At 71.5% G+C, this 25505-nt stretch carries 23 protein-coding genes and 2 pseudogenes; 7 read left to right on the forward strand and 18 right to left on the reverse strand.

The genetic code is table 11. The features are described 5' to 3' along the window. Window positions 1–87 precede the first annotated feature (87 nt). The 6 genes from ADK64_RS45825 to ADK64_RS09235 form a co-directional block, all read right to left on the reverse strand. Window positions 88–264 carry a hypothetical protein gene (locus ADK64_RS45825; protein WP_159046203.1) on the reverse strand — a complete coding sequence of 59 codons (177 nt, stop codon included), beginning with the start codon at window positions 262–264 and terminating at the stop codon, window positions 88–90. Window positions 265–432: 168 nt separating this feature from the next. After that, window positions 433–1728, reverse strand: coding sequence for an FAD-dependent oxidoreductase (locus ADK64_RS09215; RefSeq protein ID WP_053656923.1), 1296 nt, complete (start codon window positions 1726–1728; stop codon window positions 433–435). A gap of 57 nt (window positions 1729–1785) precedes the next feature. After that, complete coding sequence (locus tag ADK64_RS09220) at window positions 1786–2922, reverse strand: XdhC family protein (RefSeq protein WP_053656924.1); 1137 nt, start codon at window positions 2920–2922, stop codon at window positions 1786–1788. Continuing rightward, complete coding sequence (locus ADK64_RS09225; RefSeq protein ID WP_053656925.1) at window positions 2915–5053, reverse strand: xanthine dehydrogenase family protein molybdopterin-binding subunit; 2139 nt, start codon at window positions 5051–5053, stop codon at window positions 2915–2917. The genes ADK64_RS09220 and ADK64_RS09225 overlap by 8 nt, the downstream gene beginning before the upstream one ends. Then, entirely contained in the window at window positions 5050–6042 is a 993-nt protein-coding gene (locus tag ADK64_RS09230; RefSeq protein ID WP_053656926.1) for an FAD binding domain-containing protein, read from the reverse strand. Before ADK64_RS09230 ends, ADK64_RS09225 begins: the two co-directional genes overlap by 4 nt. Then, window positions 6039–6626 (reverse strand): 2Fe-2S iron-sulfur cluster-binding protein, encoded by a 588-nt coding sequence (locus ADK64_RS09235; RefSeq protein ID WP_053656927.1) that lies wholly within the window; start codon window positions 6624–6626, stop codon window positions 6039–6041. The genes ADK64_RS09230 and ADK64_RS09235 overlap by 4 nt, the downstream gene beginning before the upstream one ends. A 253-nt stretch (window positions 6627–6879) precedes the next feature. Between ADK64_RS09235 and ADK64_RS09240 the strand changes: the two genes are divergently transcribed. The 5 genes and pseudogenes from ADK64_RS09240 to ADK64_RS44800 form a co-directional block, all read left to right on the forward strand. After that, complete coding sequence (locus tag ADK64_RS09240; RefSeq protein ID WP_078992565.1) at window positions 6880–7479, forward strand: TetR/AcrR family transcriptional regulator; 600 nt, start codon at window positions 6880–6882, stop codon at window positions 7477–7479. A 427-nt stretch (window positions 7480–7906) separates the two neighbouring features. Further along, entirely contained in the window at window positions 7907–8242 is a 336-nt protein-coding gene (locus tag ADK64_RS09245; RefSeq protein ID WP_053656930.1) for an antibiotic biosynthesis monooxygenase family protein, read from the forward strand. Between the two features lie 67 nt (window positions 8243–8309). Then, window positions 8310–8480, forward strand: a complete 171-nt coding sequence (gene rpmF / locus ADK64_RS09250) for a 50S ribosomal protein L32 (protein ID WP_053656931.1) — start codon at window positions 8310–8312, stop codon at window positions 8478–8480. Window positions 8481–8491: 11 nt separating this feature from the next. Continuing rightward, window positions 8492–8539 (forward strand): annotated as a pseudogene (locus tag ADK64_RS48910) (hypothetical protein); the annotation flags it as partial. 15 nt (window positions 8540–8554) lie between these two features. Beyond that, a pseudogene (locus tag ADK64_RS44800) lies at window positions 8555–8853 on the forward strand (GTP-binding protein); the annotation flags it as partial. Between the two features lie 446 nt (window positions 8854–9299). Here the strand turns inward: ADK64_RS44800 and ADK64_RS09260 are convergent. The 8 genes from ADK64_RS09260 to ADK64_RS09295 all read right to left on the reverse strand — a co-directional run bounded on the left by ADK64_RS09260 (window position 9300) and on the right by ADK64_RS09295 (window position 15688). After that, complete coding sequence (locus tag ADK64_RS09260) at window positions 9300–9677, reverse strand: VOC family protein (RefSeq protein WP_053656935.1); 378 nt, start codon at window positions 9675–9677, stop codon at window positions 9300–9302. A gap of 48 nt (window positions 9678–9725) precedes the next feature. Continuing rightward, on the reverse strand, window positions 9726–10667 hold the full coding sequence (locus ADK64_RS09265) for an urease accessory protein UreD (RefSeq protein ID WP_053656937.1): 942 nt from the start codon (window positions 10665–10667) through the stop codon (window positions 9726–9728). After that, on the reverse strand, window positions 10664–11386 hold the full coding sequence (gene ureG, locus ADK64_RS09270; protein WP_078992566.1) for an urease accessory protein UreG: 723 nt from the start codon (window positions 11384–11386) through the stop codon (window positions 10664–10666). The genes ADK64_RS09265 and ureG overlap by 4 nt, the downstream gene beginning before the upstream one ends. A gap of 55 nt (window positions 11387–11441) precedes the next feature. Further along, the gene (locus ADK64_RS09275) at window positions 11442–12128 is read right to left on the reverse strand and encodes an urease accessory protein UreF (RefSeq protein WP_053657122.1); all 687 of its coding nucleotides are present in this window, start codon (window positions 12126–12128) and stop codon (window positions 11442–11444) included. 130 nt (window positions 12129–12258) lie between these two features. Next, window positions 12259–13983: an urease subunit alpha gene (ureC, locus tag ADK64_RS09280; protein WP_053656938.1), complete on the reverse strand. Its 1725-nt coding sequence runs from the start codon at window positions 13981–13983 to the stop codon at window positions 12259–12261. Next, window positions 13983–14396, reverse strand: a complete 414-nt coding sequence (locus ADK64_RS09285; RefSeq protein ID WP_053656940.1) for an urease subunit beta — start codon at window positions 14394–14396, stop codon at window positions 13983–13985. Before ADK64_RS09285 ends, ureC begins: the two co-directional genes overlap by 1 nt. A gap of 28 nt (window positions 14397–14424) precedes the next feature. Beyond that, a complete protein-coding gene (locus ADK64_RS09290) occupies window positions 14425–14730 on the reverse strand; it encodes an urease subunit gamma (protein WP_053656943.1) in 306 nt (101 codons plus the stop codon). A gap of 4 nt (window positions 14731–14734) precedes the next feature. Continuing rightward, window positions 14735–15688 (reverse strand): urea transporter, encoded by a 954-nt coding sequence (locus ADK64_RS09295; RefSeq protein ID WP_063789879.1) that lies wholly within the window; start codon window positions 15686–15688, stop codon window positions 14735–14737. Between the two features lie 495 nt (window positions 15689–16183). Between ADK64_RS09295 and ADK64_RS09300 the strand changes: the two genes are divergently transcribed. Further along, entirely contained in the window at window positions 16184–19030 is a 2847-nt protein-coding gene (locus ADK64_RS09300; protein ID WP_053656947.1) for a LuxR C-terminal-related transcriptional regulator, read from the forward strand. Between the two features lie 25 nt (window positions 19031–19055). Here ADK64_RS09300 and rfbB read toward each other — a convergent pair whose 3' ends face one another. The 4 genes from rfbB to ADK64_RS09320 are packed head-to-tail and all read right to left on the reverse strand — an operon-like array spanning window position 19056 to window position 23602. After that, window positions 19056–20006, reverse strand: a complete 951-nt coding sequence (gene rfbB / locus ADK64_RS09305) for a dTDP-glucose 4,6-dehydratase (protein WP_053656949.1) — start codon at window positions 20004–20006, stop codon at window positions 19056–19058. Next, window positions 20003–21067 carry a glucose-1-phosphate thymidylyltransferase gene (locus ADK64_RS09310; RefSeq protein WP_053656951.1) on the reverse strand — a complete coding sequence of 355 codons (1065 nt, stop codon included), beginning with the start codon at window positions 21065–21067 and terminating at the stop codon, window positions 20003–20005. Before ADK64_RS09310 ends, rfbB begins: the two co-directional genes overlap by 4 nt. 10 nt (window positions 21068–21077) lie before the next feature. Continuing rightward, window positions 21078–22295 (reverse strand): cytochrome P450, encoded by a 1218-nt coding sequence (locus ADK64_RS09315; protein ID WP_199829546.1) that lies wholly within the window; start codon window positions 22293–22295, stop codon window positions 21078–21080. A 5-nt stretch (window positions 22296–22300) separates the two neighbouring features. Beyond that, window positions 22301–23602, reverse strand: a complete 1302-nt coding sequence (locus ADK64_RS09320; RefSeq protein ID WP_078992567.1) for a glycosyltransferase — start codon at window positions 23600–23602, stop codon at window positions 22301–22303. Between the two features lie 368 nt (window positions 23603–23970). Between ADK64_RS09320 and ADK64_RS09325 the strand changes: the two genes are divergently transcribed. Beyond that, the gene (locus ADK64_RS09325) at window positions 23971–25485 is read left to right on the forward strand and encodes a flavin monoamine oxidase family protein (protein WP_053656955.1); all 1515 of its coding nucleotides are present in this window, start codon (window positions 23971–23973) and stop codon (window positions 25483–25485) included. Window positions 25486–25505 lie beyond the last annotated feature (20 nt).

The following is a 25505-nucleotide window of genomic DNA, read 5'->3' on the forward strand; positions in this document are numbered from 1 at the left end:
AGGCGGACCGGGCCGGCGGTCGGCCGGCCCGCCCCCGCGCGGAAGACCCGCTCGACCGGGGAGCGGGACTCCCGGGCACCGACGCGGTCAGCGCCCGGAGATCGGACGCGCCTCCGCCTTGCCGTCGGGGACCGGGAAGCTCGCCGCCGGTTCGAGGGCGGCGTCCAGGCCCGGCACCCAGACGATCGCGTAGTCGCCGATCGCCTTCTTGGCCTCCATCAGGTGACGGTCAATGACGGTGGAGCGGCCCTGCTCGACCACCACCGTCGTGGCGGTGTCGGGTTCGCGGAGCCGGTTCGACCCGTCGGTCGTCCCGTCGGCGCCGCGGGTCGGGCAGCAGTACGCACTTCGTGGTGTCCTCCTTGGCCATGCCGCCTGTTCATCTTCACGACGAACGAGCCGGCGCCGGCAGGACACGTCCGTCCAGGCGACTCAAGGAGACGCCTTTGCCGTGCGGTCAGGCGCCCCGGGCGGCACGGCGGTGACCGCCCCCGGGCGGCGCAGCGCCGAGGCCGGGGGCCGTTCCCGCCGGGCGCCGTACCCGATGAAGTACGCGGGGATCCGGCGGACCCAGCGCGACCCGGCGAGCAGGTGTGCCAGGCGCCGGGCCCGCCGCGCGCTCCCCAGAGGCGGCCGGCCCTGCAGGACGGGAGCGACGAAGTTGGCGTGCGCCAGCCGCTGGACGGCCTGGGTGGTGACCGTCGCGGGCAGGCGGCGGCGCTGCACCCGGCGTACGTCGCGCAGGCCCACGGTTCCCCGGCGCAGCGGCCCGGTGAGACAGCGGGCGGCGGCCACGGCGTCCTGCACCGCGAGGTTGATCCCGATACCGAAGATGGGGGACATGGCGTGCGCGGCGTCGCCGATGCACAGCAGGCCGGGGCGGTGCCAGCGGCGCAGCCGGTCCAGGCGTACGTCGAGGAGCTTGACCTCGTCCCATGAGCGCAGGGCGCGCGTGCGATCGCCGAGCCAGGGGACGGCGGCCGTGAACTCGGCCTGGAACCGGTCGAGTCCGGCGGCCCGGCGCTCGGCGTCGGTGCCCTTGGGGATGAGTCCGGCGCACTGCCAGTAGTCGCCGCGGTCGATCATCGCGGTCAGGAAGCGGTCGCCGGCGCCGCCGACGAGTCCCTGCGGGTCGCCTTCTTGGCGTGGCAGCCTGAACCACCACGCGTCCATCGGGCAGGTGAAGTGGTGCAGGCCCAGTTCCGGCAGTGCGCGGGCCAGCGATCCGCGGCCGTCGCAGGCGACGGTCAGTCGGGCGCGCAACACGCCGGTGCGGCCTTCGGCGGTGCGGTAGCGCACTCCCCTCACGCGTCCGGACTCGACCAGGAGGGTGGTCGCTTCCGTGTTCATCCGCAGGTGGAAGGAGGGCTCGCGGGCGGCCTCGTCCGCGAGCAGGGCCAGCAGGTCCCACTGGGGCACCATCGCCACGTAGTTGTAGGGAACGGGCAGTACGGAGAGGTCTCCCACCGTGACGTTCGAGCCGCCGGGCCCGACCGGCAGCTGGACGGTGCGGACCCGGCGCTGCGGCAATCGGGCGAAGCGCTCGGCCAGACCGAGTTCGTCCAGCAGCGCCAGGGTGGAGGGGTGCACGGTGTCGCCCCGGAAGTCACGCAGGAAGTCGCCGTGCTTCTCCAGCACGGTCACGTCGACACCGGACCGGGCGAGCAGCAGGGCGAGCACCATGCCCGCGGGGCCGCCTCCCACTACGCAGCACGTGGTCTGTTCCATGGCAGTCCTGCCCATCACGAGAGCAGTAATTCATCGGTCGATGAATATCTTACCCTCTCAGGCGACTGCCCGCCTCCTCCCTTTTCGGCCGTCATGGTGGATGGGCGTCTTCGCGCCGGTCAGCGGGAGGCCGGTCCCGCCCCGCCGGAGCGCGACGATCTCCGCCGCGATCGACAGCGCGGTCTCCTCCGGCGTCCGGGCGCCCAGATCCAGGCCGATCGGCGAGCGCAGTCTGGCCAGTTCCTGCTCGCTCACGCCTTCCGACCGCAGCCGCCGGGTGCGGTCCTCATGGGTGCGCCGTGAGCCCATCGCGCCAATGAACGCCGCCGGCATCCTGAGGGCGGCCGTCAGCAGGGGTACGTCGAACTTCGCGTCGTGGGTGAGCACGCACAGGACCGTGCGGGCGTCGGTACCGGTGCGTCGCAGATAGCGGTGCGGCCAGTCGACGACGACCTCGTCGGCGTCGGGGAAGCGGTCCCGCGTCGCGAAGACCGGCCGCGCGTCACAGACGGTCACGTGGTAGCCGAGGAACCTGCCGGCCCGCGCCAGCGCCGACGCGAAGTCGATCGCGCCGAAGACGATCATGCGCGGGGGCGGCACGTTCGACTCGACGAGCAGGGTGAGACCGCCGGGGCAGTGCGAGCCGTCCGCCGAGAGGTCCACCGTGCCGGTGCGCCCCGCCTCCAGCAGGGCACCGGCCTCGGCCGCCGCCACCCGGTCCAGGTCCGGGTGGCCGTCCAGACCGCCCTCGTACGTGCCGTCGGGCCGGACCAGCAGGGCGCGTCCGAGGAGTCCGGCCGGGCCGCGGGCGACCCGGGCGAGGGCCGCCGGTTCGCGCCGGGCGGCGGCCGACAGGGCCGACGCCGACACCGTCCGCGCCGGTCCGGCCATCGGCGTGATCAGCATGTCGATCGTCCCGCCGCAGGTCAGTCCCACGGCGAAGGCGTCGTCGTCGCTGTAGCCGAACCGTTCGACCCGGCTCTGTCCGGTCCGCAGCACCTCCAGGCACAGGTCGTACACCGCGCCCTCCACACAGCCGCCGGAGACCGAGCCGACGACGGTGCCCGCGCTGTCGACGGCGAGCGCGGCGCCGGGACCGCGCGGCGCGCTGCCGCCGACCGCCACCACGGTCGCGACGGCGAACTCCCGGCCCTCCTCGATCCAGCGCTCCAGCTCCTCGGCGAGATCAAGCATCCGGCGTCCCCGCGGCGGCCGACAGAACCCGGTCCGGCCGGATGGGCAGGCTGCGGTGGCGTACGCCGGTCGCGTGCCAGACCGCGTTGGCGACGGCGGCCGCGGCGCCGACGATGCCGATCTCGCCGATGCCCTTGATGCCGACCGGGTCGTCCGGATCGTCGTCGTCGATCCACTCGGCCTCGACGTGGGGCACGTCGGCGTGGGTCGCCACGTGGTATCCGGCGAGATCGGCGCCGACATGGCCGCCCGAGGCGCGGTCGCGGACGGCCTCCTCGTGCAGGGCCATGGAGATGCCCCAGATCATGCCGCCCCGCAACTGGTTGCGTGCGGTGAGCGGGTTGACGATCCGGCCGGCCGCGAAGACGCCGAGCATGCGCCGCACCCGCACCTCGCCGGTGGTGACATCGACGGCGACCTCGGCGAACTGCGCCCCGTAGGAGTGCCGTTCGGCGGGGGTGAGGGCACCGATGGCCGCGGTGGTGTCCGACCTCACGGTGATTCCCTCGGGCGGGATGTCGGCGCCGAGGGCCAGCCGTTCGAGCAGTTCGCCGGCCGCGACCTTGATGGCCCAGGACCAGGAGCGGGTGCCCATGGATCCGCCGGCGATCATCGCCGGGCCGAAGTCGCTGTCCCCGATGCGCACATGGACCCGCTCCGGCGCGACCTGGAGGGCGTCCGCGGCGACCAGGGTCAGTGCGGTACGGGCCCCGGTGCCGATGTCGGCCGCGGAGATCCGGACGGTGAACGTACCGTCCGGGTGCGCGGTGACCGTCGCGGTGGACGGCCCGGCGCCCGCCTGGAAGGAGGCCGCCGCCATGCCCGTACCGAGCAGCCAGCGGCCGTCCCGGCGCACTCCGGGGCGCGGGTCCCGGTCGGCCCAGCCGAATCTGCGGGCGCCCTCCCGGAGGCAGGCGGGCAGATTGCGGCCGGCGAACGGCAGGCCGGAGACCGGCCCCTTGTCGGGTTCGTTGCGCAGGCGCAGCTCGATCGGGTCGATCCCGCACTTCTCGGCGAGTTCGTCGAACGCGGCCTCCAGCGCGAACGACCCCGGCGCCTCGCCCGGGGCGCGCATGAACGTCGGGGTCGGCACGTCGAGCCGGACGACGCGGTTGGCGGTGTGGTGGGCGGCGGCGTCGTACATCACTCGGGCCACCCCGGCGCTCGGTTCGACGAACTCGTGCACCGTGGAGGTGAGGCTGACCGAGCCGTGCCCCAGTGCCCGCAGCCGTCCGTCGGCGTCGGCGCCGAGCCTGACGTGCTGGCTGGTCGGGCTGCGGTAGCCGGCCAGCGAGAACATCTGACGACGGGTCAGGACCACGCGTACCGGACGCTGCAGCACGGTCGCGGCCATCACGGCGGCCACCTGGTGGGCGCGCAGGCCCTTGCTGCCGAAGCCGCCGCCGACGTGCTCGGAGCGTACCCGCACCGAGCCCGGGTCGAGCGAGAAGAGGCTCACGAGCTCGCCGACGACCCAGGTGGCGCCCTGGTTGGAGTCGATCACCTCGAGACGGCCGCCGTCCCAGAGGGCGGTCGCCGCGTGCGGCTCCATCGGGTTGTGGTGCTCTTCGGGGGTGGTGAACTCGGCGTCCACGACGACGGCCGAAGCGGCCAGCTCGGCGTCGAGGTCGCCCTTCCCGGTCACCCCGGGCATGACGCCGTCCGCCGGGTGGGCGTCCGCGCGCTCACCGGTGAACCCGACGTCGTGCGGCTCCTCGTCGTACCGCACCACGAGCGCCTCGGCGGCCTCTCTGGCCTGCTCGGACGTCTCGGCGACGACCAGCGCCACCGGCCAGCCCAGGAACGGCACCCGGTCGTGCTGGAAGACGGCCAGGGTCGGGTCGGGCAGCATGCCCAGCAGACCCGTGTAGTCGGTGTTCAGACGCAGCGCGTTGCGGTGGTCCAGGACGGCGAGGACACCCGGCATGGCGAGTACCGGATCGGTGTCCAGGGAGCGGATACGGCCGCGCGCGACGGTGGACAGCACCAGCCAGCCGTGCGCGAGGTCGGCGAAGGGCACCTCTCCGGCGTAGCGGGCGGCTCCGGTGACCTTCTCCACCCCCTCGATACGGGTGTGGGCGGTGCCGACGGAGGCCGTCCGCAGAGGTGTTCCGGGGGCGACGGTCGTCATCGTGCGGCCTCCTCGGCGAGTTCGGACAGGACGGCCACCACGAGGTTGCGCATGAGGTCCACTTTGTATCCGTTGTGCGGTAGCGGGCGTGCCGCCGCCAGCTCGGCGTCCGCCGCGGCGGCGAAGGTCTCGGCGTCGGCCGGCGCACCGGCCAGGACCCGCTCGGCCGCGGCGGCCCGCCAGGGACGGGAGGCGACGGCGCCGAGCGCGAGGCGCACGTCCCGGACGAGGCCGTCCCGGACGTCGAGGGCTGCGGCGAGGGAGCCGATGGCGAACGCGTACGAGGCACGTTCGCGCACCTTGCGGTAGCGGGAGTTGACGGCGACCGGGGCCGGCGGCAGCGTGACATGGGTGATCAACGCGCCCGGCGGCAGGGCGGTCTCCCGGTGCGGGGTGTCGCCGACGGGCAGATAGAAGCCGGAGAGCGGCAACTCCCCCGGCCCGTCCTCCGTTTCGAAGTGGACCACGGCGTCGAAGGCCGTGAGGGCCACCGCCATGTCCGAGGGGTGTACGGCGATGCAGTGGTCGCTCGCGCCGAGGATGGCGTGGTTGTGGTGCTCGCCTTCGATGGCGGGGCAACCGCTGCCGGGCACACGCTTGTTGCAGGCCTTGGTGACGTCGGTGAAGTAGCCGCAGCGGGTGCGCTGCAGCAGATTTCCGCCGACCGTGGCCATGTTGCGCAGCTGACCGGAAGCGCCCGCCAGGACCGCCTGCGCGAGCGCCGGGTAGCGGCGCCGGACCTCGGGGTGGGCGGCCAGGTCGCCGTTGGAGACGGTGGCACCGATGCCCAGGCCGCCGCTGGGCGTCGACTCGATCTCGTCCAGCGGCAGTTCGCGGATGTCGACGAGCCGGCCGGGCCGCTCGACACCGGTCTTCATGAGGTCGACGAGGTTGGTGCCGCCGCCGAGGAAGCGTGTGTCCGGGTCGGCGCCGAGCAGCGCGACGGCCCCGGCGACGTCGGTCGCCCGCTGGTAGTCGAACTCCCTCATGCCGCGGCCTCCTTCGCGCCGGCGTCGGCCGTCGTACGTCGCTCGTCGGTCCGGGCCTTGGCCTGGGCCGCGCGGGCCACCGCCTCGACGATCGAGACGTACGCGCCGCAGCGGCACAGGTTGCCGCTCATCCGCTCCCGGATCTCGTCGGCGGTCAGCAGGGGTGGCCCCGCTTCGGGGTGGACGTCCTCGGTGACGGCGCTCGGCCAGCCCGCCGCGTGTTCCTCGATCACCCCGATCGCCGAGCAGATCTGGCCCGGGGTGCAGTAGCCGCACTGGTAGCCGTCCAGATCGAGAAAGGCCTGCTGGACCGGGTGCAACCCGTCCCCGTCGGCCACGCCCTCGATGGTGGTGACCTCGCGGTTCTCGGCCGCGACGGCCAGTTGCAGGCAGGCAACGGCCCGGCGTCCGTCGAGCAGAACGGTGCAGGCCCCGCATTGTCCCTGGTCACAGCCTTTTTTGGTGCCTGTGAGATCGAGGCGCTCACGGAGTGCGTCGAGCAGGGTGGTGCGGTGGTCGACGGGCAGTGTGTATTTCTCGCCGTTGATCTTCAAGGTGATGACACTGGACGTCGATGAAGTCATGAGCTGCTTCTTTCGCATGTACAGGGCAGACGATAAAGGTCCGGCAGTCGGTGTACCGGGCGGCGCCGGGATGCGCCGTGCGGGCCTGTGCCGCGGGGCGAAGCGAAGGTGCGCGATGCTGGGTCCGGACAGTGGCAGCCGGGCAACTGCCGTAGGGCCGCGTCCGCGGCTATCGTGAGCATATCTGGACAGCTGTCCGTTTACCTGAAAACGTAACGGACAGTCGTCCGCTTAGCAAGGGCGGGGTTCGGCCATGGACCCTCGAGGAGGACGAGTGCCACAGCAGAACGACTCACCCCGGCGCTCGGACGCGCAGCGCAACCGCGAGCGCATCCTGGACGTCGCACTCGCCGAACTGTCGCACTGCGCGGACGCCCCGCTGAGCGCGATCGCCAAGAAGGCCGGGGTCGGGCAGGGCACGTTCTACCGCAACTTCCCCAACCGCGAAGCACTCGTCCTCGAGATCTACCGCCACGAGATCCATCAGGTCGCCGCCAGCGCGACCCATCTGCTCACGACCCGGGCGCCCGACGAGGCCCTGCGGGCCTGGATGGACCGGCTCGCCGAGTTCGCGATGACCAAGGCCGGACTGGCCGACGCGATCCGGCAGGCCACCGGCACGCCGGGTGGCCCGACGAAGCCGCCCCACACACCGGTGACGTCCGCGGCGGAACTCCTGCTCCGCGCCAACGAGGACGCCGGCACCATCCGGCCCGGAGTCACCGGGGACGACTTCCTCCTCGCCATAGCGGGCCTGTGGCAGATCGACCCGAACGACGACTGGCGCCCCCGCGCCGCCCGGCTCCTGGACCTGGTCATGGACGGGTTGCGGGCGGGGGCACCGGGACGGTGAGTGCCGCGCCGGCGGTGGGATCCCCCGCCGCCGGCGATACGCGGGCGCGCGCCCGAACGGGCCCGGCGGCCTGCCGCGCTCTCACCGAACGACCTGGCACGGGGTTCGCGAGGGCGGAACGCCACACGCGCCGCACCCGCACTTCGCGCCGGAATCCACGTCCGCCACTCCAACCGTCCGGGGCCACGGGTGGCGCACGGGGCGGAGGCGGTCGCCCACCACCCGCACGGCGTGCGGGCCGGCGATCCGGTCACCTCGGCCGAGGCTCGCCCGTCGCCGGGCGATGACGCACGCGAGGGCCGGCACACCGGTCTCGTCACACCGGTCCGTTCCCCCGCTCCCCGGCCCCTGCGCGACCGCGCCTCCGATCGGGGGAATGCGGAGTCACGCGCGAGAGCACGAGGGCGGTAAGGGGAGAGATCACCCCATGACCGTTACCGTTCACGTCGACACCACCCGGCCCGTGGTGACCCTCATCAACGTCTTCACCGTCCCGCCCGAGCGCCAGGACGAACTCATCAGCCTGCTCGCCCAGGCCACCGAGGAGACGATGAAGCACCAACCCGGCTTCATCTGCGCCAACTTCCACACCTCTCTCGACGGCCGGTGCGTGATCAACTACGCCCAGTGGGAGACCGAGGAGCACTACCGGTCGATGCTCGCCAACCCCGAGACCCACGTACACATGGATCAGGCGGCCACCATCGCGACGGACGTACAGCCACGCCTCTTCGAGGTCCGGTCCGCACACCGCAAGCCCTGAAGGACACCATTGGCAATGGAATCCATTTTTACATAGCGTTCTGCTCGCTCACCCAAGGAGGAGAACCATGGCCGTCCCGAAGCGCAAGCTGTCCCGCAGCAACACCCGTCACCGCCGAGCACAGTGGAAGGCGGCCGCACCGGTGCTCGTCCCGGTCCTGATCGAGGGTGTGCGTCACCTCGTACCGCAGCGCCTGGTCAGGGCGTACCAGCGCGGGCTGCTGCGCCCCGAGGGCTGAGGGGAACGGGCATGACGCGCGACCGACTGCCGGTGACCGTGCTGTCCGGCTTCCTCGGCGCGGGCAAGACCACGCTGCTCAAGCTCGACCTCGTCGACGACGCCACCGCCGGCCGGCTGCGGGCGACGCCCACCCGTCTCAACCCGGTGGCCCGTATCGCGCCCGCCGTCCACGGGCACGTGAGCGTCGAGGACGTGCTCGGTACCCGGCTCTTCGACTTCGAGCGCGCCCAGCAGGCCCCGGCTGGGGCATGGAACTCAACGGCGACCACGTCCCGGAAACGGAGGAGTACGGCATCTCCTCCACCGTCTTCCGCTCCGAACTGCCTTTCCATACCGGCCGGTTGTGGCGGTTCGTCACCGAGGAGCTGGAGTACCGGGCCGGTCCGCCGTCCTGCGTGCGCACCGGTGGCAGGGTGAACATCTTCTCCCGCGCCCGGGGCGGCAGGAGCGCCCCCGTGGACAAGGCGCGCTGGAAACGGAAGAGGCCGGCGGCGGTGGCGACCAGTTCCCCCGCGCCTCATGCGGAGGACTGGTCGTAGACCGTGGTGTCGCGCAGGCTGCCGTCCGTCACCCGGAGTAGCCGTGTACGACGGGCCGTGCAGGCGCGCATCGTTGCCCGGGAGGAGCGTGCCGGTCAGTCCCAGGGGGCGGAGGATCCTGGCGGCGATCACGTCGCCGTAGCGGCGCCCGGTCAGTTTCTCGATCAGCAGGGCCGGAAGCACGTCGAGCAGGTGGCCCACCGCTATGCGGCCGAAGGCCGAGGGCAGGCGCGGGTCGGGGAGGAGGCGGACGATCGTTGCCCCGCGAAGCGCACGCTTCAGGCGCTGCCCCGTTCCGCCGCGCTTCGCTCGACGCACAGTTCGTTGCCCTCGGGGTCGTAGAGCGTGACCCATCCCGTTCCGTCGGGTCGGCGGTGGTCGGCCTGGAGTGTGGCGCCGAGGGCGAGGAGGCGCTCGACCTCCTCGTCCCGGGTGCGGTCCTGGGGCTGGAGGTCGAGGTGGACACGGTTCTTCGACGTCTTGCGGTCCTCGACCCGCAGGAAGAGCAGAGCCGTGGTCGCGGTGGTGACCTGGGCCTCCGGGTCGCCCGGAACGTCGTCGTCCGCGAGCGAACCGTCCAGGACCTGGGCCCAGAACGTGGCCAGGGCGTGGGGATCGGCGCAGTCGATGGTCACGTGACGGATGAGGGAACTCATGCCGCCAACCCGATCACGGATCCTGCCCCGACGTCTACGGACGGGCGGTCAGGTCTTGCGCAGGTCCGGGGCGGGGACGCCGATGAGGCGCAGGCGCAGGGCGTTCCAGGCGGCGCGCAGGGCGTGGGTGATCTCGGGCGGGGAGTCGCCCAGGATCCTCGCCCATGCCCCGCAGTCGTCGGGCAGTACGCTCACGCCGAAGGCCAGGCCGGTGTCCAGCAGTGCCTCGTGCAGGGCGTCGGCCACCTCGGCGGCGGGTGCCAGGGGGGTCAGGGCGTAGAGCGTCGCCATCAGGTCGTGTCCGGCGAAGACCGCGGGACCGGTCACCGAGCCGGGCTCGGCGGGGTCCAGCCGGACGGTGTCCACCAGGAGCGGCTCGCCGTCGGGCCGGGTGATCTCCAGGTCGCTGAACAGTTGCCGGTAGGCGTGCCGTTCACCGCGTGCCAGTCGGCCGGCCGCGACGGTCTCGCCCAGCAGCACGGTGGCCGTGGGGTCCGCGATCACCTGGGTGTGCTGGTAGAAGCGCGCGTCGCGGTACGGGATCAGCGGGTCGGGCAGGTACTCGACGTAACTTCCCGCCTCCGCGGTGAGGTTGACGACCTGGGTGGCGTGGTCGAACTCCGTCCGGTGCAGCTTGGTGGCCGCCTGGGTCGTCAGGTGGACGGCGGTGTCCGGCCCGCAGTGGACGTCGATGCGGTTGCGGTCGGCCTGGACGACACCGCCGCCGGTGGACATCAGATAGGTCACCGGCAGGTCGGGCCGCAGCGGGTCCACGTAGAGCGGGCGCATGATCTGCAGCGGCGACTTCTGGTAGCGGTGGACGAGTTCGGTGCGGTCGCCTACGCGGGCGTACCGCAGTTCCAGCAGGCCGACCTTGCCGGGGCGCCCGGCGGCCAGGGTGTCCGGGGTGCCGGCGAGGGCGAGCATCGGGGCCGGTACCCGTCGGGGTTCGTAGTGTGCGGGGTCCAGCCGCGCGGGCGCCGTGGTCATGCGGTCGCCGCCTCCCGGCCGGTCGCGCGCTCCGCCGCGTGGGCGGCTTCGTGGGACAGCAGGAAGTCGGCGATGGTGTCCAGGCCCTGTCCGGTCAGGGAGTTGGTCAGGACCACCGGCCTTCCGTCCCGGACGCGGTGTGCGTCCGACTCCATCACCGCGAGGTCGCACCGCACGTACCGAGCGATGTCGATCTTGTTGATGACCAGCAGCTCGCACTCGGTGATGCCCGGTCCCCGCTTGCGCGGCATCTTGTCCCCCTCGGCGGTGTCGAGCACGAACAGGAAGAGGTCGACCAGTGCGGGGCTGAAGGTCAGCGTCAGGTTGTCGCCGCCGCTCTCGAAGAGCAGCGTGTCCACCTGCGGGAAGCGTTCGAGGATCTCGTCGGCGGCGGCCTGGTTCATCGTCGGGTCGTCCCGGACGGCCGTGTGCGGGCAGGCGCCGGTCTCGACGCCGACGATGCGGTCCGCGTCGAGGATCCCGTCCAGGGTGCGCCGTACGTGAGCGGCGTCCTCGGAGGTGTAGATGTCGTTGGTGATCACGGCAGGGGTGCGGCTCCGTTCGATCAGCATCGGGACGAGTGCCTCGATCAGCGCGGTCTTGCCGGAGCCGACCGGGCCGGCGACACCGACGCGCAGCACGCCGTCCGCGGGCCGCCGTACGAAGTCGTCGTGATCGTGGTGGTGCTGGGAGCCTCGTACCTGTGTGGGGTCGTGCATGGTGGCGGTCCCTTGTCGAGAGTGGTGTGTTCGAGGTGGCGGGCGGGGCCCGCGGTCAGCTGGCGAACAGCCGGGCCTCGGCGCGTTCGTGGCGGCCGGCCATGATGTCGGCCATGGGCACGCAGCCACCGAGGTCGGCCAGTTCGCGGTCCAGGGCCGCCGCCACGGTCTCCTCGATCACGGGGGCGGCGGTGTGCAGGACGACCTGGGCGCGGCGGTGGTCGGCGAGCCGCAGCCGCAGCGCCGCACCCACGAAGCTGGCCGCGAAGGCGAACAGCTCGCAGGTGACCGCCTGCTCGGCGGTCAGCCCGTTGCCCGCGTGGACGACGCCCGCGACGACGGGCTGGCAACCGCGTACCGCGCCCTCCCGGTACAGCGTCCGGTAGCGCTCGATCTGCGGTGTGCCGTAGACCTCGCCCGCCAGGTCGAGCAGTTGCCGTCCGGTGCGGACGGCCGCCTGCCGGGCCTCGCGGCCGAGCTTGGTGGCGTGCAGTCGCCGCTCCACGGCCACCACCGTGGGCCAGTCCTGTGCCGTCACCGCGCGGTGGGTGAGGGCGAGAGCGGTGGCGTCGGCCGGGCCCACGCCGTGTCGCAGCAGGTCGTGCAGGAGGGCGGGCAGGGTGCGGGGGGTGACCTCGCGGGCCTGCTGGTAGCCCTCCAGGCCGTGGGAGAGGGTGTAGTAGCCGCTGGGGAAGGCCGAGTCGGTGAGCTGGAGGCCGGTCAGCAGCGCCGGGGTCGGCATCGGGTCGTTCACGCCGGGTCGTCCGTTTCTGCCGGGTGGCCGTGCGCCGGGGGCCGGCCTGGGTGGTGGCCGTGGGCGCGGTTGTGCCACGCCCCACGACCCGTCGGGTTTCCGGGGGATGGGGAGGAGGTCAGACGATGTAGAAGAGCTGGTTGAGCGGCAGGCGCTCGGCCGGCTCGATGGTGGCGGGTTCGCCGTCGACGGTCACCTTGTACGTCTCCGGGTCGACCTCGATGCGCGGCAGCGCGTCGTTGCGGACCATGTGCTGCTTGCCGACGGTCCGGCAGCGCTGCACCGGCTCGATCCGCCGGCGCAGGTCCAGCTCGCCGGGGACGCCGGCGGCGATGGACGCCTGGGACATGAAGGTGACGGCGGTGCGCTGCCTGGCGCGGCCGTGGGCGCCGAACATGGGCCGGTAGTAGACCGGCTGAGGGGTCGGCAGGGAGGCGTTGGGGTCGCCCATCAGCGCCCAGTTCACCATGCCGCCCTTGACGATCAGCTTGGGCTTGGCGGCGAAGGAGTTGATGGGCCAGAGAACGATGTCGGCGATCTTGCCGGGCTCCAGCGAGCCGATCACGTCGGCTGCGCCCACCGCGATGGCGGGGTTGATCGTGAGCTTGGCGAGGTAACGCAGCACGCGGGCGTTGTCGTTTCGCTCGCTGTCCTCGGCCAGCGCCCCGCGCACTTCCTTGCAGTGGTGGGCCGTCTGGAAGGCGCGGGCGAAGGACTCGCCGACCCGGCCCATGGCCTGGGAGTCGGAGGAGAAGATGCTGATCACGCCGAGGTCGTGCAGCACCGTCTCCGCCGCGATGGTCTCGGCGCGCACCCGGCTGTCGGCGAACGAGACGTCCTCGGGGATGTCGCGGGACAGGTGGTGGCAGACCATCACCATGTCCAGCAGCTCGTCGACGGAGTTGATGGTGTACGGCAGCGTGGGGTTGGTGGAGGCCGGCAGGACGTTGGGCTCGCCGGAGACCCGCATGATGTCGGGGGCGTGACCGCCGCCCGCGCCCTCGGTGTGGAAGGTGTGAATGGTCCGGCCATCGATAGCGGACAGAGTGTCCTCGAAGAAGCCGCCCTCGTTCAGGGTGTCGGTGTGCACGGCCAGCTGTACGTCGTGCTCGTCGGCGACACTGAGCGCGGTGTCGATCGAGGCGGGGGGGGCACCCCAGTCCTCGTGCACCTTCAGACCGGCCACACCCGCCTCGACCTGCTCGCGCAGCGCCTCGGGCAGACTGCCGTTCCCCTTGCCGAGCAGACCGACGTTGACGGGCAGGTCCTCGGCGGCTTCGAGCATCCGGTGGATGTTCCAGGGGCCGGGGGTACAGGTGGTGCCGTTGCTGCCGTCGGTCGGTCCGGTACCGCCGCCGAAGAAGGTGGTGATGCCGTTGGACAGGCCTTCCTGGGCCTGCTGGGGCGAGATGAAGTGGATGTGTGTGTCCACGCCTCCGGCGGTGGCGATCAGGTGCTCGCCGGAGATGACCTCGGTGCCGGGCCCGATGACCAGCTTGGGGTCGACGCCGTTCTGGACGTGGGGGTTTCCGGCCTTGCCGACCCCGACGATCAGGCCGTCGCGGACACCGATGTCGCCCTTGACGACGCCCAGGACGGGGTCGAGGACCACGACGTTGGTGATGACCAGGTCCAGGGCGCCCTCACGGTTGAGAGCCGCCGGGTCCTGGGCCATGCCGTCGCGGATGGCCTTGCCGCCGCCGTAGACGGCCTCGTCGCCGTAGGAGCCGGCGTTGTGGTCGTACTCGACCTCGACCACCAGGTTGGTGTCGGCGAGGTGGAACCGGTCGCCCACGGTGGGGCCGAACAGGTCGGTGTACTGCCTGCGCGGGATGATCGCCATCAGAGGTCGGACCCCTCGTTGTGGTGGACGGTGTCGCTGTCGTGGGTGTCGGCGAAACCCAAGTGTGCGGCGCGGCGCAGCGCGGCACGCTTGGTGTCGTCGGCGTTCAGGCCGCCGTTGACGAGCCCGGCGAAGCCGACGAGGCGCCGGGTGCCGCCGAAGGCGGCCAGGTCGACCTCGCGGGTGTCGCCGGGCTCGAAGCGCACGGCTGTGCCGGACGGGATGTCCAGGTGCATGCCGTAGGCGGCCTCGCGGTCGAACCGCAGCGCGCGGTTGACCTCGAAGAAGTGGTAGTGGGAGCCGATCTGGACGGCACGGTCACCGGTGTTGGCGACGGTCACGCGCGCCTTGGCCCGGCCGCGGTTGATCTCCACGGGGTCGTCCCCGTAGAGGTAGTGGGCTCCACCCGACATCGTTATCTCCTCGGTTCTCAGACGGTGTTCAGGCGCTGATCGGGTCGTGGCAGGTGACCAGCTTCGTCCCGTCCATGAACGCCGTCTCGACCTGGAGGATCGTGAGCATCTCGCGCACTCCCGGCATGACCTCGTCGACGGTGACGACCTTGCGGCCCAGTTCCATGCACTCGGCGACGGTGTGGCCGTCCCGGGCGGCTTCCAGTACGGCCTCGGTGATCAGGGCGGCGGCTTCGCTGTAGTTGAGCTTGGTGCCGCGGGAGCGACGGCGACGGGCCAGATCGGCCACCACGTAGACGTGCAGTTTGTCGATTTCGCGCGGTGCGAGGTTCATGGCGTCACTTCGCTTTCTCGGACGAGATGCCGGGCCGGTCCAACGCTGGAGCGGCCGCCAGGAAGAGCCAGGTCGTCACGACGAACGGCCAGGTGAAGGCGGATCCGCCGTGGGCCTGGGCGAAGGTGGCCCAGGCCGCGGTGAAGGGGACCGAGGCCACGGCGGCGACGACGGCGTAGCCGGCGGTCCAGGGGGTGAGGGGCAGGAAGGTCGCGCCGAGGGCGATGGCGACCAGCACCGCGCTGTAGCCGTAGAGCCCTTCGCTGATGCGGTCGGCGGGCAGGCGAAGGACACAGGCGGTGAGGACGGCGAGGGCGCTGCCGCAGGCGGCCGCCGCGGCGGCCTTCCGGGAGGCGACGAGCAGACCCGCGAGCAGGATCAGGCCCGCGTACCAGGAGTCGAGGAAGAAGACCTGGCCGATGTTGTCGCAGAAGGCGTGCCCGAGCTGGGCGGCCGTCAGGGTGGTGAAGCCGTCCCGGGCGGCGGGGGCCGCGGGGGCGGGCGCGCCGGTCGGCAGCGCGATCTCGAGCACGCCGGCGACCAGGCAGAAAGGGGCGGTCAGGGCGGGCAGTCCGGCCCGGCCGAGGAGGCGGCCGGCCGCGGCTCCCACCACGGAGCAGATCGCGGCGGCACCGACGGCGAGGAGTGCGGTCTGCCACGAGGCACCGAGCCGGACGACGACGGCGATGCCGGTGAGGCAACCGCAGTAGCCCTCCAGGCCTTTGGTGAGACCGCCCCGGTCGGCGCCCAGCACGGCCGCGGCCCCGGTGGACGACGCCGCGCCGAGCAGCCCGTACAGGCCGATCCGCCAGCCTCCGGCGAACAGCGCGGCGGTGAACAGCAGCCCGGTCCACGGGCTCGCACTGAGCGCGACCTGTGCGATACCGCGCAACGCTATGTGTCCTACATCGGCCGCGGTCCAGCTCCATCGCTGCACCGCCTGCCCTGCTGCAGGCATGGCTTTCCCCCTGAAGGAGACACGTCGAATCCGTCAACGCCCTTGCGGGGCAAGGGCAGATGAGACCCTCTTCAACAACTTGTTGAAGATTACGCCTGAGTTTCGCAAGAGTGAGGCGACTTTCGGTCACTGGCTGGATGCGCTCGGATATCGCCGCAGGTCGCGAGGGTGATGGCACCGTCCTCGCATGTACGAACTTGACCTTGCCCGCGGCAGACTTGGAAAACGCTTGAAACGAACGAGGAGATTCCACTACCCGTCAGGCCTCTTGCGGCCCGGGTGCCCGGGCCGTTGTGCGTGCCGGTCCGGCACCGGGTGAGCGAGGAGTCGGGCCGCCCGCCGGAGCACTGAGGGGCCGGCTGTGCGCCATGAGTTCACCACCTGCGTACCAGTGAGCCCTCCGCGCCTCCCCCATGGCGCTCGCGTCCGTGTACGTCGTGCAGGTACCCGGGTACGTACTAGTCTGCGTCCCTTCAAAATCGGATATGGAGCGTCATGGGACCCACTGCACGGCCGCTGCCTCAGGTGCGCGGCCGAGAACAACAGCTGGCTCAGATCAGCGCGAATCTGCACACGGTGACGAGCACCCGGCGGAGCAAGGTCCTCCTGGTGGAGGCGGCGGCCGGTGCGGGCAAGACCCGTCTTCTGGTCGAAGCCGTCAACTTGGCCGGCGCGAACGGCTTCTCGGTCGTCAACGGTGTCCCGGCCGGCTGTGACGCCCTCCCCAGGGCGGCTCCGGCGCCTTCGGATGCGCAGCCGCCCGCGCCCCGTACCGCCGAGGACGGATTCCACACGCCGAGAGCCTCCTTCGCGATCGAGGCCGCACGGGCACTGCTGCGCAACAGGGCGGAGCAGGTCCGCACCGTCGTCACGCTCGACGATCTGCATCTGGCGAACCTGTCCGATCTGGCGGTGCTGTGCGACCTCGTCGTGGGCCTCGGCGCTCGCCCGATCCTCTGGCTGCTCGCCTTCACGCCGGACAGCGCGGCCACGCCGTACGAGTCGGTGGCGGCCTGTCTCGGCAAGCTGCGGGGCAGGCTTCCGGTGGAACACCTGCGGGAGTTGGAGCCGCTCTCGGGCGAGGAGTTGGGCCGACTGGTCGCCGACTGTGCCGGAGCCGCCCCCGAGCCGTCGCTGCTCGCCCTGGTGGAGAGCGTCAACGACACGCCTCGTGCGGTGATCGAGCTGGTGCGCGGGCTCGTGGAGGACGGCGACTTATGTGTGGTCGACGGCACCTCGCGGTTGCAGCCCGGCTCGGCCGGCAGCGCCCCCGGCGGGGCCGTCGTGTGTCTGCCGGCCCCGGTGCCCAAGCGGTTCTCCGCGCTGGTCCAGAGGGATCTGCGCTCGCTCTCCGAGTTCACCATAAAGGCTCTCAGGCTGGCGGCGGTGCTCGGTTCGCCGTTCGCACCGGAGGATCTGTCGGCCATGCTCGGCGAAGCTCCGGTGGGCCTGCTCGCAGCAGTGGACGAGGCCGTCGACCGGGGGCTTCTGGTCTGCGGTGAGCGCGACCTCGCGTTCCGCAGTGAGCCGGTCTGGCGCGTGCTGCTCGACTCCGTTCCGGCGCCCGTGTGCGCACTGCTGCGCCGGCAGGCGGCGGAGATGCTGCTGTCGCGTCCCGACGGCATCGAGCGTGCCGCCCTCCAGCTGATGCACGTCGCCCGGCCCGGCAACGCGGAGGCGCTGCGCGTCATCGCCGAGGGATCCCAGCGGCTGCTGGCCACCGATCCGTCGACCGCCGCGGCACTGGCGACCCGCGCCATGGAGATGCTCTCCCCCGGGCAGGCCGAACGCGTACGTCTGGCCAAGACCGGGGTCGACGCGTTCACCAGGGCGGGCCACCTGGACCGGGCCATCGCCCTGGCCAAGGACACCATCGACGAGGCCGCGCGGCTCGCCGTCCCCGTACCGCCGGAACTCGCCGCGGACATCGCCTCGCTGCGGACGTCGATGTCCGCCGCGCTGCTTCTGCTGGGCAACGCGCCGATGGCGTACCAGGCCGCGCGGGACGCGCTCGCGGCGCAGGAGGGCGCGTCCCAGCACCGCGAGGTCGTACTCACCCATCTCGCCGCCTCCTACCTGAACGGCGACGACACCGCCGTCCAGCGCGCGCGGAAGATCCTCAGCGCACCCGACCGGCACGGGCGAGGCGTACAGGTCGGCGCGATGACCTTCCACGCGTTCAGCCAGTGGCGGGACGGCCATGTGGCCGACGCGGTGGGCATACTGCGCCAGGCCGTCACGCTCGACCGCGGCGACGAGGACGTGCCGTTCCTCGATCCGCGCTGGTTCCTCGCCTTCACCCTCACCAGGACCGACGAGTACGAGGAGGCCGCGGCCGTCGTCCACTCCTTCGCCCGTACGATCGTCCCGGGGGCGAGGACGCTGGCCGCCGCCGTCCCGGCCGTGCTCCGGGCGCCGTTGCATCTGGCCCAGGGCCGTCTGGACGAGGCCGAGGAGGCGGCGCGTGCCGGTGTGGGCGCGGACGGCCCCAGCGTGCCGATGCTCGCCCCGCAGGCGTGGCTGGTGCTGGCCCTCGCCGCGCTGCGCAGGGGGGAACTCTCCCAGGCCCAGGGGTATGTCACGACACTGGAGAAGGACTTCCCGCAGCATCCGCACAGCCCGTGGTGGGCCGCACGCCTGCTGCTGAACGCGCAGTTGGCCGAGGCCCGGGCGGACGCACGGGTGGCGACGGACGTACTGGCGGAGACCGGGATGCACGCCGGCGCGCTGCGCGAACTCGTTCTGGAGGATTCGGCCGCCGCTGCCTGGTGTGTGCGCTGTGCGCTCGCGGCGGACATGCCGGATCTCGCCGGGACGGTGGTCGAGACGACGGAGTACCTCCGTACGCACAACCCGCGCGTCGCCTCGGTGGTCGCCGCGGCCACGCACGCCCGCGCCCTCGCCGAGAGGGACGCGGACGCCCTGGCCCGCGCGGTCCGGCTGCACCGGAACCCGTGGGCTCAGGCCGCGGCGGCCGAGGACCACGCCGGCGTACTGCTCGACCGTGGTGACCACGAGAGCGCGATCGGCGAGCTGAACCGGTCGATGAGCGTCTACGGCGGCCTCGGCGGCGAGCGGGACGCGGCGCGCGTGCGGGCCCGGCTGCGCCGGCTCGGGGTGCGGCGCCGGCACTGGACCCAGGCGAAACGCCCGGTTTCCGGCTGGGAGAGCCTCACCAAGACGGAACGGAAGGTCGCGGAACTGGTGGCCGACGGCCTCACCAACCGGCAGGCCGCGCGCCATCTGTTCATCTCCTCCCACACGGTCGGGTTCCATCTGCGGCAGATCTACCGCAAACTGGGGATCCGGTCCCGTACGGCTCTGGTCCAGTTCAAGGCGTAGCGCGACCCCGCCCCGCCGCATCGGCTCATGGGACGTGTTCCCTGAGCGGCTCCCACCAGTGGCGGTGAGCGGCGTACCAGTCGACGGTCTCGGCCAGGCCCTGCTCGAACACGATCCGCGGCGCGTAACCGAGTGCCCGCAGCTTGCTGTCGCACAGGGAGTAACGGCGGTCGTGACCCTTGCGATCCGGCACCCGCTCGACGCGCGGCCAGTCGGCCTCGAGCGCGTCGAGGAGCCGGGCGGTCAGTTCCAGGTTGGTCAGCTCGGCGGTTCCGGCGACGTGGTAGACCTCGCCGGCCTCGCCGCGCTCGGCGACCAGCCGGACGGCCCGGCAGTGGTCGTCGACGTGGATCCAGTCGCGGACGTTGCCGCCGTCGCCGTACAGCGGCACGTTCCGGCCGTCGAGCAGCCGGGTGACGAACAGGGGGATGACCTTCTCGGGGTGCTGGTACGGCCCGTAGTTGTTGCCGCAGCGGGTGATGCTGACCGGGAGCCCATGGGTGCGCGCGTGGGCGAGCGCGATCAGATCGCCGCCCGCTTTGGCCGCCGCGTAGGGGGAGTTCGGGCTGAGCGGGGCCGTCTCGTCCCAGGAACCGGCCTCGATGCTGCCGTACACCTCGTCGGTGGAGACGTGCACGACCTTCGGAGTGCCCGCGTCGAGGCAGGCCTGCATGAGGGTCTGCACGCCCAGGACGTTGCTGTGGACGAACGCGCCGGCACCGGCGATCGACCGGTCGACGTGCGACTCGGCGGCGAAGTTGACGACGAGGTCGTGGCCGGGCACCACCTGCTCGAGCAGGCCGGCGTCGCAGATGTCGCCCTGTACGAAGGTGAACCGGCCCTCGACGGGTGCCAGGTTCGCCAGGTTCCCGGCGTAGGTCAGCCTGTCGAGCACGGTCAGGTCGGCCTCGTCGGCGTGGGACCGCACGAAGTGCGAGCCGATGAAGCCGGCGCCGCCGGTCACCAGGATTCTCATGAGGCGACCCGCACGGTGCTGTGGTCGCCGAGGACGAGGCGGTGGGCCCGCAGGATCCGGGGGGTCGAGCTGACCTCGACCTCGCGTCCGATCAGCGAGCGTTCGACGCGCCGCACCCCGACGATGGAGGCCCCGCGCAGCACGATGGAGTACTCGACCTCGCTGTCGATCACGGAGCAGTCCTTGTCGATGGAGGTGAACGGGCCGACGTAGGAGTCGCATATCCGCGTCCCGGCCGCGATGACCGCCGGGCCGACGATCCGCGACCCGATGACGGTCGCGCCCCGCTCGATCACCACCCGGCCGATCAGCTCGCTGGAGTGGACCTCGCCGGAGCAGCCGGCCACGACACCGTCGAGGACGAGGCGGTTGACCTCCAGCATATCGTCGACGTTGCCGGTGTCCTTCCAGTATCCGGAGATGACGGTGGAGTCCACCCGGCAGCCCGAGTCGATCAGTTCCTGGATCGCGTCGGTGATCTCCAGCTCGCCCCGCCACGACGGCTTGAGCACGCGGACCGCTTCGTGCACGCGGGGTGTGAACAGGTAGACGCCGACCAGCGCGAGGTCGCTCTTCGGGTGCTCCGGCTTCTCCTCCAGCCGTTTCGCCCGGCCCCGGCGGTCCAGCTCGACCACGCCGAACGCCCGCGGGTCCGACACCCGGGTCAGCATGATCTGGGCGTCCGGTCGATGGGCCCGGAACCGGTCCACGATCGCGCTGATGCCGCCGACGATGAAGTTGTCGCCGAGGTACATCACGAAGTCGTCGTCGCCGAGGTAGTCCCGGCCGGTGTGCACGGCGTGGGCCAGGCCCAGCGGTGCCTCCTGGGGCAGGTAGCTGACGTCGAGGCCGAACCGCGAGCCGTCGCCGACCGCGGACTCGATCTCGGCGGCCGTGTCCCCGACGACGATGCCGACGTCACGGATGCCCGTCTCGGCGATCGACTCGAGGCCGTAGAACAGGACCGGCTTGTTCGCCACGGGGACGAGCTGCTTGGCCGAGGTGTGGGTGATCGGCCGGAGCCGGCGGCCGGACCCGCCGGCGAGTACGAGCGCCTTCATCGAGGCCCTTTCAGAGCAGCGTCGCGGGCAGGACGGCCAGCCGCCGGATCATCCACTCCGACTCCCACTCGACGGCGCCGGCGGTGCTCAGCCGCGCCCGTGGGAAGCGGCGCAGAAACCCGCGTACCGCGATCTGTGCCTCCAGGCGGACCAGTGAGGCGCCGATGCAGTAGTGCGTGCCGAGACCGAAGCTGAGGTGGCCCTTGCCCTGCCGCCGCGCGTCGAAGCTGTCGGCGCCCTCGTCGCTGTCGCGGTTCGCCGCCGCGATGCTGACCTGGACCGGGGCGCCCCGGGGGATCAGATAGCCGCCGAGGTCGATGTCCGTGAGGGCGAAGCGCCACGTGGGGTGCGGGAACGGCGGGTGCACCCGGAGGGTCTCCTCGACCCACGTCCTGATCTCGTCCTCGGTGTGCGGCCGCTCCTCGGGGGGCCGGCGCAGGGCCTCGTACAGCGATGCGGAGATCAGGCTCCCGGTCGTCTCGTAGCCGGTGATGATCATCCCCAGGGTCCAGACGATGACCTCGCCCTCGGTGACCGCCGCCTCCGGCCCGTCGGAGGAGGCCAACAGCCCTGTGATCACACCGTCGTTCAGCGGGCCCGGCTCACGCACCCAGCCCTCGACCGCCCCGTACAGCGCCCCGACCGCCTCTTTGCGTGCCGGGTAGTCGCAGGAGTAGAGCATGACGTCGGTGATGCCGCGCAGCTGCCGCTGGGCCTCGGGGGGCAGGCCGAGCATCTCGGAGATGAAGGCGAGCGGGATCCGGTGCGTGTAGTCGGTGACGACGTTGACCTCGGCATGCGATCCGGCGGCGGACTCCGCCAACTCGTCCAGGAATCCGTCGACCTTGACGCCGACCCGTTCCCCCCACCTCTCGGTGTTGCGCGGGCTCAGCACCGGCGCGTGCATCCGGCGGATCCGGGCGTGGTTCTCACCGTCGCTCATGATCATGGCCCGGGCGTAGTCCGGGTCCGGCTGGGATCCGACCATCAGGCCCGGCCGGCGCATGAAGTCGGGGACCAGGGTCACGTCCTTGGCCAGCTGGGGGTGGGTGAGCGCGGCCTTCACCAGCTCCGGGTCGCACACCACCCAGGCGTGTCGGCCGAGATAGGGAATGCGGACGACGGGCGCCACCTTCGCGGCCGCCAGCAGATCCGGCATGCAGTCGAAGGGCCCCGGGTCCACGGGCATGGTCGTCTCGGGTGCTTCTTTCAGGCCCGTCTTCGTCATGGCGTTCAACGTGTGACTCCTCCGGTGGGAACCTGGCCCTGCGCAGCGGCCATGGACTCGATCAGGTCGGCGGCCCGGCGCGGGGCGTCGCAACCGCGGTACTCCTGGGCCAGTTCGCGTGCCCGCCGCCGGTAGCGCTCGTCGGTCAGCGCGGTCGTCACGGCGTCCCGCAGGGCGGCTTCGCAGACGGCTCGCCGCCCGAGGACGACACCGGCCCCGGCCCACTTGACCCGTGCCGCCACATCGGGCTTCTCCTCCGAGCCCGGCACGATAACCAGGGGCACCCCCTCGGCGAGGGCCGCGTTGATGCCGTTGTAGCCGCCGTTGCTGACCATCACGTCGACGTGCGGCAGCAGGTGGTGGTAGGGGACGAACCGCTCCAGCCGGACGTTGTCCGGCAGCGGACCGAGCCGGTCGGCGTCGACGGTGCTTCCGGTGGTGACGACGACCAGGACGTCCTGGTCGGCCAGTGCGCACAGGGTGGGGACGAGCAGCCGGTCGACGTCGTTGGCCGTGGTGCCCTGGGTGACCAGCACCACCGGCCGTGTGCCGTGCAGTTCCTCCCACCAGCCGGGCGGTTCGAAGTGTTTTGGGGGCAGTCCGAGCAGCCCGCCCACGAAGTGGGTCCCGGGGTGCAGGTCGCTGCGGGGGAACTCGAAGGACCGTACGGTGCCCAGCAGATAGAGGGCCGGCGGGCGGGCGATGTTCTCCATGGCGGCGGTGCTCAGCCTCGGCAGTCCCACCCGGTCCCGGGTCCGGTCGGCCTCCCGGCGCATGTCCCGCATCACCACCTGGTTCCCGACGAACCTGAGCAGCGCGTTGCGTGCGCGTCCGAGCGGCGACGAACTGGGGGGCAGTCCCCGGCCGAGCGGGGCGGTGTCCCTGCTGCCGAGGATGTAGACGGAGTTGCTCAGCCAGGCCAGCGGGATCCCGGTGTGCTCGGCGGCGAAACAGGCTCCGTAGCACATGTCGTCGGCGAGCAGGCAGTCCGCCGGAAACCGTTCGAGCACCGCCAGCAGATCCTCCATCTGGGCCGGTGCGGTCCGGTAGAAGATGTCCCGGACACCGATCTTGAAGCCGGCCGTCCCGGTCAGCCCGGCGTGGTCGGGGTACGCCTCTTCCCGGCTCTTGCCGCCGAAGTCCAGCTCGGCTCTCATGGGTTCGAAGCGTGCCCCGGCCTGCTCGACCTGTTCCTGGAAGGCCCGCCCGGTGTACCACCGCACTTCGTGGCCGCGTCGAGCCAGTTCGCGCGCGACCTCGAGGATGCCGACGACGTGTCCGGGTGCCGGGGTGGTAGCGATCAACACGCGTGTCAACGTCGCCTCCGTGGTGGGGTGTCGGGTCACCGTGCTGACCGGCCGGCCCGGGCCCGTGGACCCGCCCGCCCTGCGGCGACGCCCACCAGTTTTCCCCTGTCCCGGGTTCGCTACGGCGGGGCGGGGCAAACCCCGCGCGATCGTGCAGGGTGACACCGCCGTGCCACCGCGGGTGTGCGGGCGGATGCCTGTCAAACCATCTGCTCAAAGGGCCGATCGGGGGATATGGGAGCGCTGCCACCGCGCAAACAATGGCCGATGAGAATTTCCGGCATGGCCCTTTCCGGAATTGGGAAAGGCGCCGGGTCCATCCAGGACATCGTTCCGTCCCTGGCCGCCGCGCACTGGAGAGGAAACCTGTGACGAGAACCCTGCAGGAGGTAGACGGACTGGACGGCACCACCGGTGGACCGAAGAACATCACCGTCATCGGCGCGGGCATCGCCGGCTTAGTGGTGGCATACGAATTGGAGCGCCTCGGACATCACGTCCAGATCATCGAGGGCAGCCAGGAGATCGGCGGCCGGATTCACACGCGTCGTTTTCCCGGGGACGGGAAGACCGGGCCGTTCGCCGACCTGGGTGCGATGCGGATTCCCGCCGGACACCGCCTCACCATGCACTACATCGCCGAACTCGGCCTGCAGAAGCAAGTGCGCGAATTCCAGACGCTGTTCTCGGACGACGCCGCCTATCTTCCCAGTTCCACCGGGTATCTCCGGGTGCGGGACGCGCATGAGACCCTGGTCGCCGAGTTCGCCGCCGGGCTGCCGAGCCGTGACTACCGGGAGAACACCCTGCTGTTCGGAGCCTGGCTCGACGCCAGTTTACGGGCCGTCGCCCCGCGCGACTTCTACAGCGCACTGGGCGGCGACATGGGCGTGGAACTGCTGAACTGCATCGATCACATCGATTTGGCGCCCTACCGGTGCGGCACCACGAAGAACCGGATCGATCTGCACGCGTTCTTCGCCGACCATCCGCAGGTGCGTTCGTTCTGTCCGCCGCACCTGGAGCGCTTTCTCGACGACGTACTGGACGAGACCAGCTCCACGATCGTGCGGCTGCGGGACGGGATGGACGTCCTCCCCCGTCGGCTCGCCTCGCGGATCCGTGGACAGATCTCGACCGGTCTCGAGGTCACGGGCATCGACGTCCGGGACGACGCCGTCATTCTGAGGCTCCGTCAGGGCGTCGGCACCCTCACCAGGATCTGCGACTACGTGGTGTGCACCATCCCGTTCACGGTGCTGCGCGGGATCCAGCTGAGCGGTTTCGACCAGGAGAAACTCGACATCATCCATCAGACGAAGTACTGGGCGGGCACGAAGATAGCCTTCCACTGCCGCGAGGCCTTCTGGGAGAAGGACGGCATCAGCGGGGGTGCCTCCTTCACCGGCGGTCATGTGCGGCAGACCTACTACCCGCCCGCCGACGGCGAACCGGCGCTCGGCGCGGTGCTGCTCGCGAGCTACACCATCGGTCCGGACGCCGAGGCACTCGGCCGGATGAGCGAGGCGCAGCGGAACGCGGTCGTCACACGTGAACTGAGCCTGATGCACCCGGAGTTGCGCCGACCGGGCATGGTCCTCGGCGTGGCGGCCCGGGCCTGGGGCTCGCACCGCTGGTCCCGGGGCGCGGCGACGGTCCGCTGGGGCCAGGCGGCCGCCGTCCGCGAGGCGGAGCGCCGGGAGGCCGCCCGGCCGCAGAAGGGGCTCTTCTTCGCCGGCGAGCACTGCTCGTCGAAGCCCGCCTGGATCGAGGGGGCGATCGAGTCGGCGATCGACGCGGCGCACGAGATCGAGTGGTACGAGCCGCGGGCCAGCCGGGTGTTCGCCGCCACCCGGCCGAGCCGCTCGGAGGAGTCGGCGTGAGAATCCCGAGCAGGCCTTCC

This window comes from Streptomyces sp. MMG1121, assembly GCF_001280015.1.
GTDB lineage: Bacteria > Actinomycetota > Actinomycetes > Streptomycetales > Streptomycetaceae > Streptomyces.

Coding starts and splice junctions, on each gene's coding strand:
- ADK64_RS09215 (WP_053656923.1), bottom strand. CDS start 1,728: ATGGAACAGACCACGTGCTGCGTAGTGGGAGGCGGCCCCGCGGGCATG.
- ADK64_RS09220 (WP_053656924.1), bottom strand. CDS start 2,922: ATGCTTGATCTCGCCGAGGAGCTGGAGCGCTGGATCGAGGAGGGCCGG.
- ADK64_RS09225 (WP_053656925.1), bottom strand. CDS start 5,053: ATGACGACCGTCGCCCCCGGAACACCTCTGCGGACGGCCTCCGTCGGC.
- ADK64_RS09230 (WP_053656926.1), bottom strand. CDS start 6,042: ATGAGGGAGTTCGACTACCAGCGGGCGACCGACGTCGCCGGGGCCGTC.
- ADK64_RS09235 (WP_053656927.1), bottom strand. CDS start 6,626: ATGACTTCATCGACGTCCAGTGTCATCACCTTGAAGATCAACGGCGAG.
- ADK64_RS09240 (WP_078992565.1), top strand. CDS start 6,880: ATGGACCCTCGAGGAGGACGAGTGCCACAGCAGAACGACTCACCCCGG.
- ADK64_RS09245 (WP_053656930.1), top strand. CDS start 7,907: ATGACCGTTACCGTTCACGTCGACACCACCCGGCCCGTGGTGACCCTC.
- rpmF (WP_053656931.1), top strand. CDS start 8,310: ATGGCCGTCCCGAAGCGCAAGCTGTCCCGCAGCAACACCCGTCACCGC.
- ADK64_RS09260 (WP_053656935.1), bottom strand. CDS start 9,677: ATGAGTTCCCTCATCCGTCACGTGACCATCGACTGCGCCGATCCCCAC.
- ADK64_RS09265 (WP_053656937.1), bottom strand. CDS start 10,667: ATGACCACGGCGCCCGCGCGGCTGGACCCCGCACACTACGAACCCCGA.
- ureG (WP_078992566.1), bottom strand. CDS start 11,386: ATGCACGACCCCACACAGGTACGAGGCTCCCAGCACCACCACGATCAC.
- ADK64_RS09275 (WP_053657122.1), bottom strand. CDS start 12,128: ATGCCGACCCCGGCGCTGCTGACCGGCCTCCAGCTCACCGACTCGGCC.
- ureC (WP_053656938.1), bottom strand. CDS start 13,983: ATGGCGATCATCCCGCGCAGGCAGTACACCGACCTGTTCGGCCCCACC.
- ADK64_RS09285 (WP_053656940.1), bottom strand. CDS start 14,396: ATGTCGGGTGGAGCCCACTACCTCTACGGGGACGACCCCGTGGAGATC.
- ADK64_RS09290 (WP_053656943.1), bottom strand. CDS start 14,730: ATGAACCTCGCACCGCGCGAAATCGACAAACTGCACGTCTACGTGGTG.
- ADK64_RS09295 (WP_063789879.1), bottom strand. CDS start 15,688: ATGCCTGCAGCAGGGCAGGCGGTGCAGCGATGGAGCTGGACCGCGGCC.
- ADK64_RS09300 (WP_053656947.1), top strand. CDS start 16,184: ATGGGACCCACTGCACGGCCGCTGCCTCAGGTGCGCGGCCGAGAACAA.
- rfbB (WP_053656949.1), bottom strand. CDS start 20,006: ATGAGAATCCTGGTGACCGGCGGCGCCGGCTTCATCGGCTCGCACTTC.
- ADK64_RS09310 (WP_053656951.1), bottom strand. CDS start 21,067: ATGAAGGCGCTCGTACTCGCCGGCGGGTCCGGCCGCCGGCTCCGGCCG.
- ADK64_RS09315 (WP_199829546.1), bottom strand. CDS start 22,295: ATGACGAAGACGGGCCTGAAAGAAGCACCCGAGACGACCATGCCCGTG.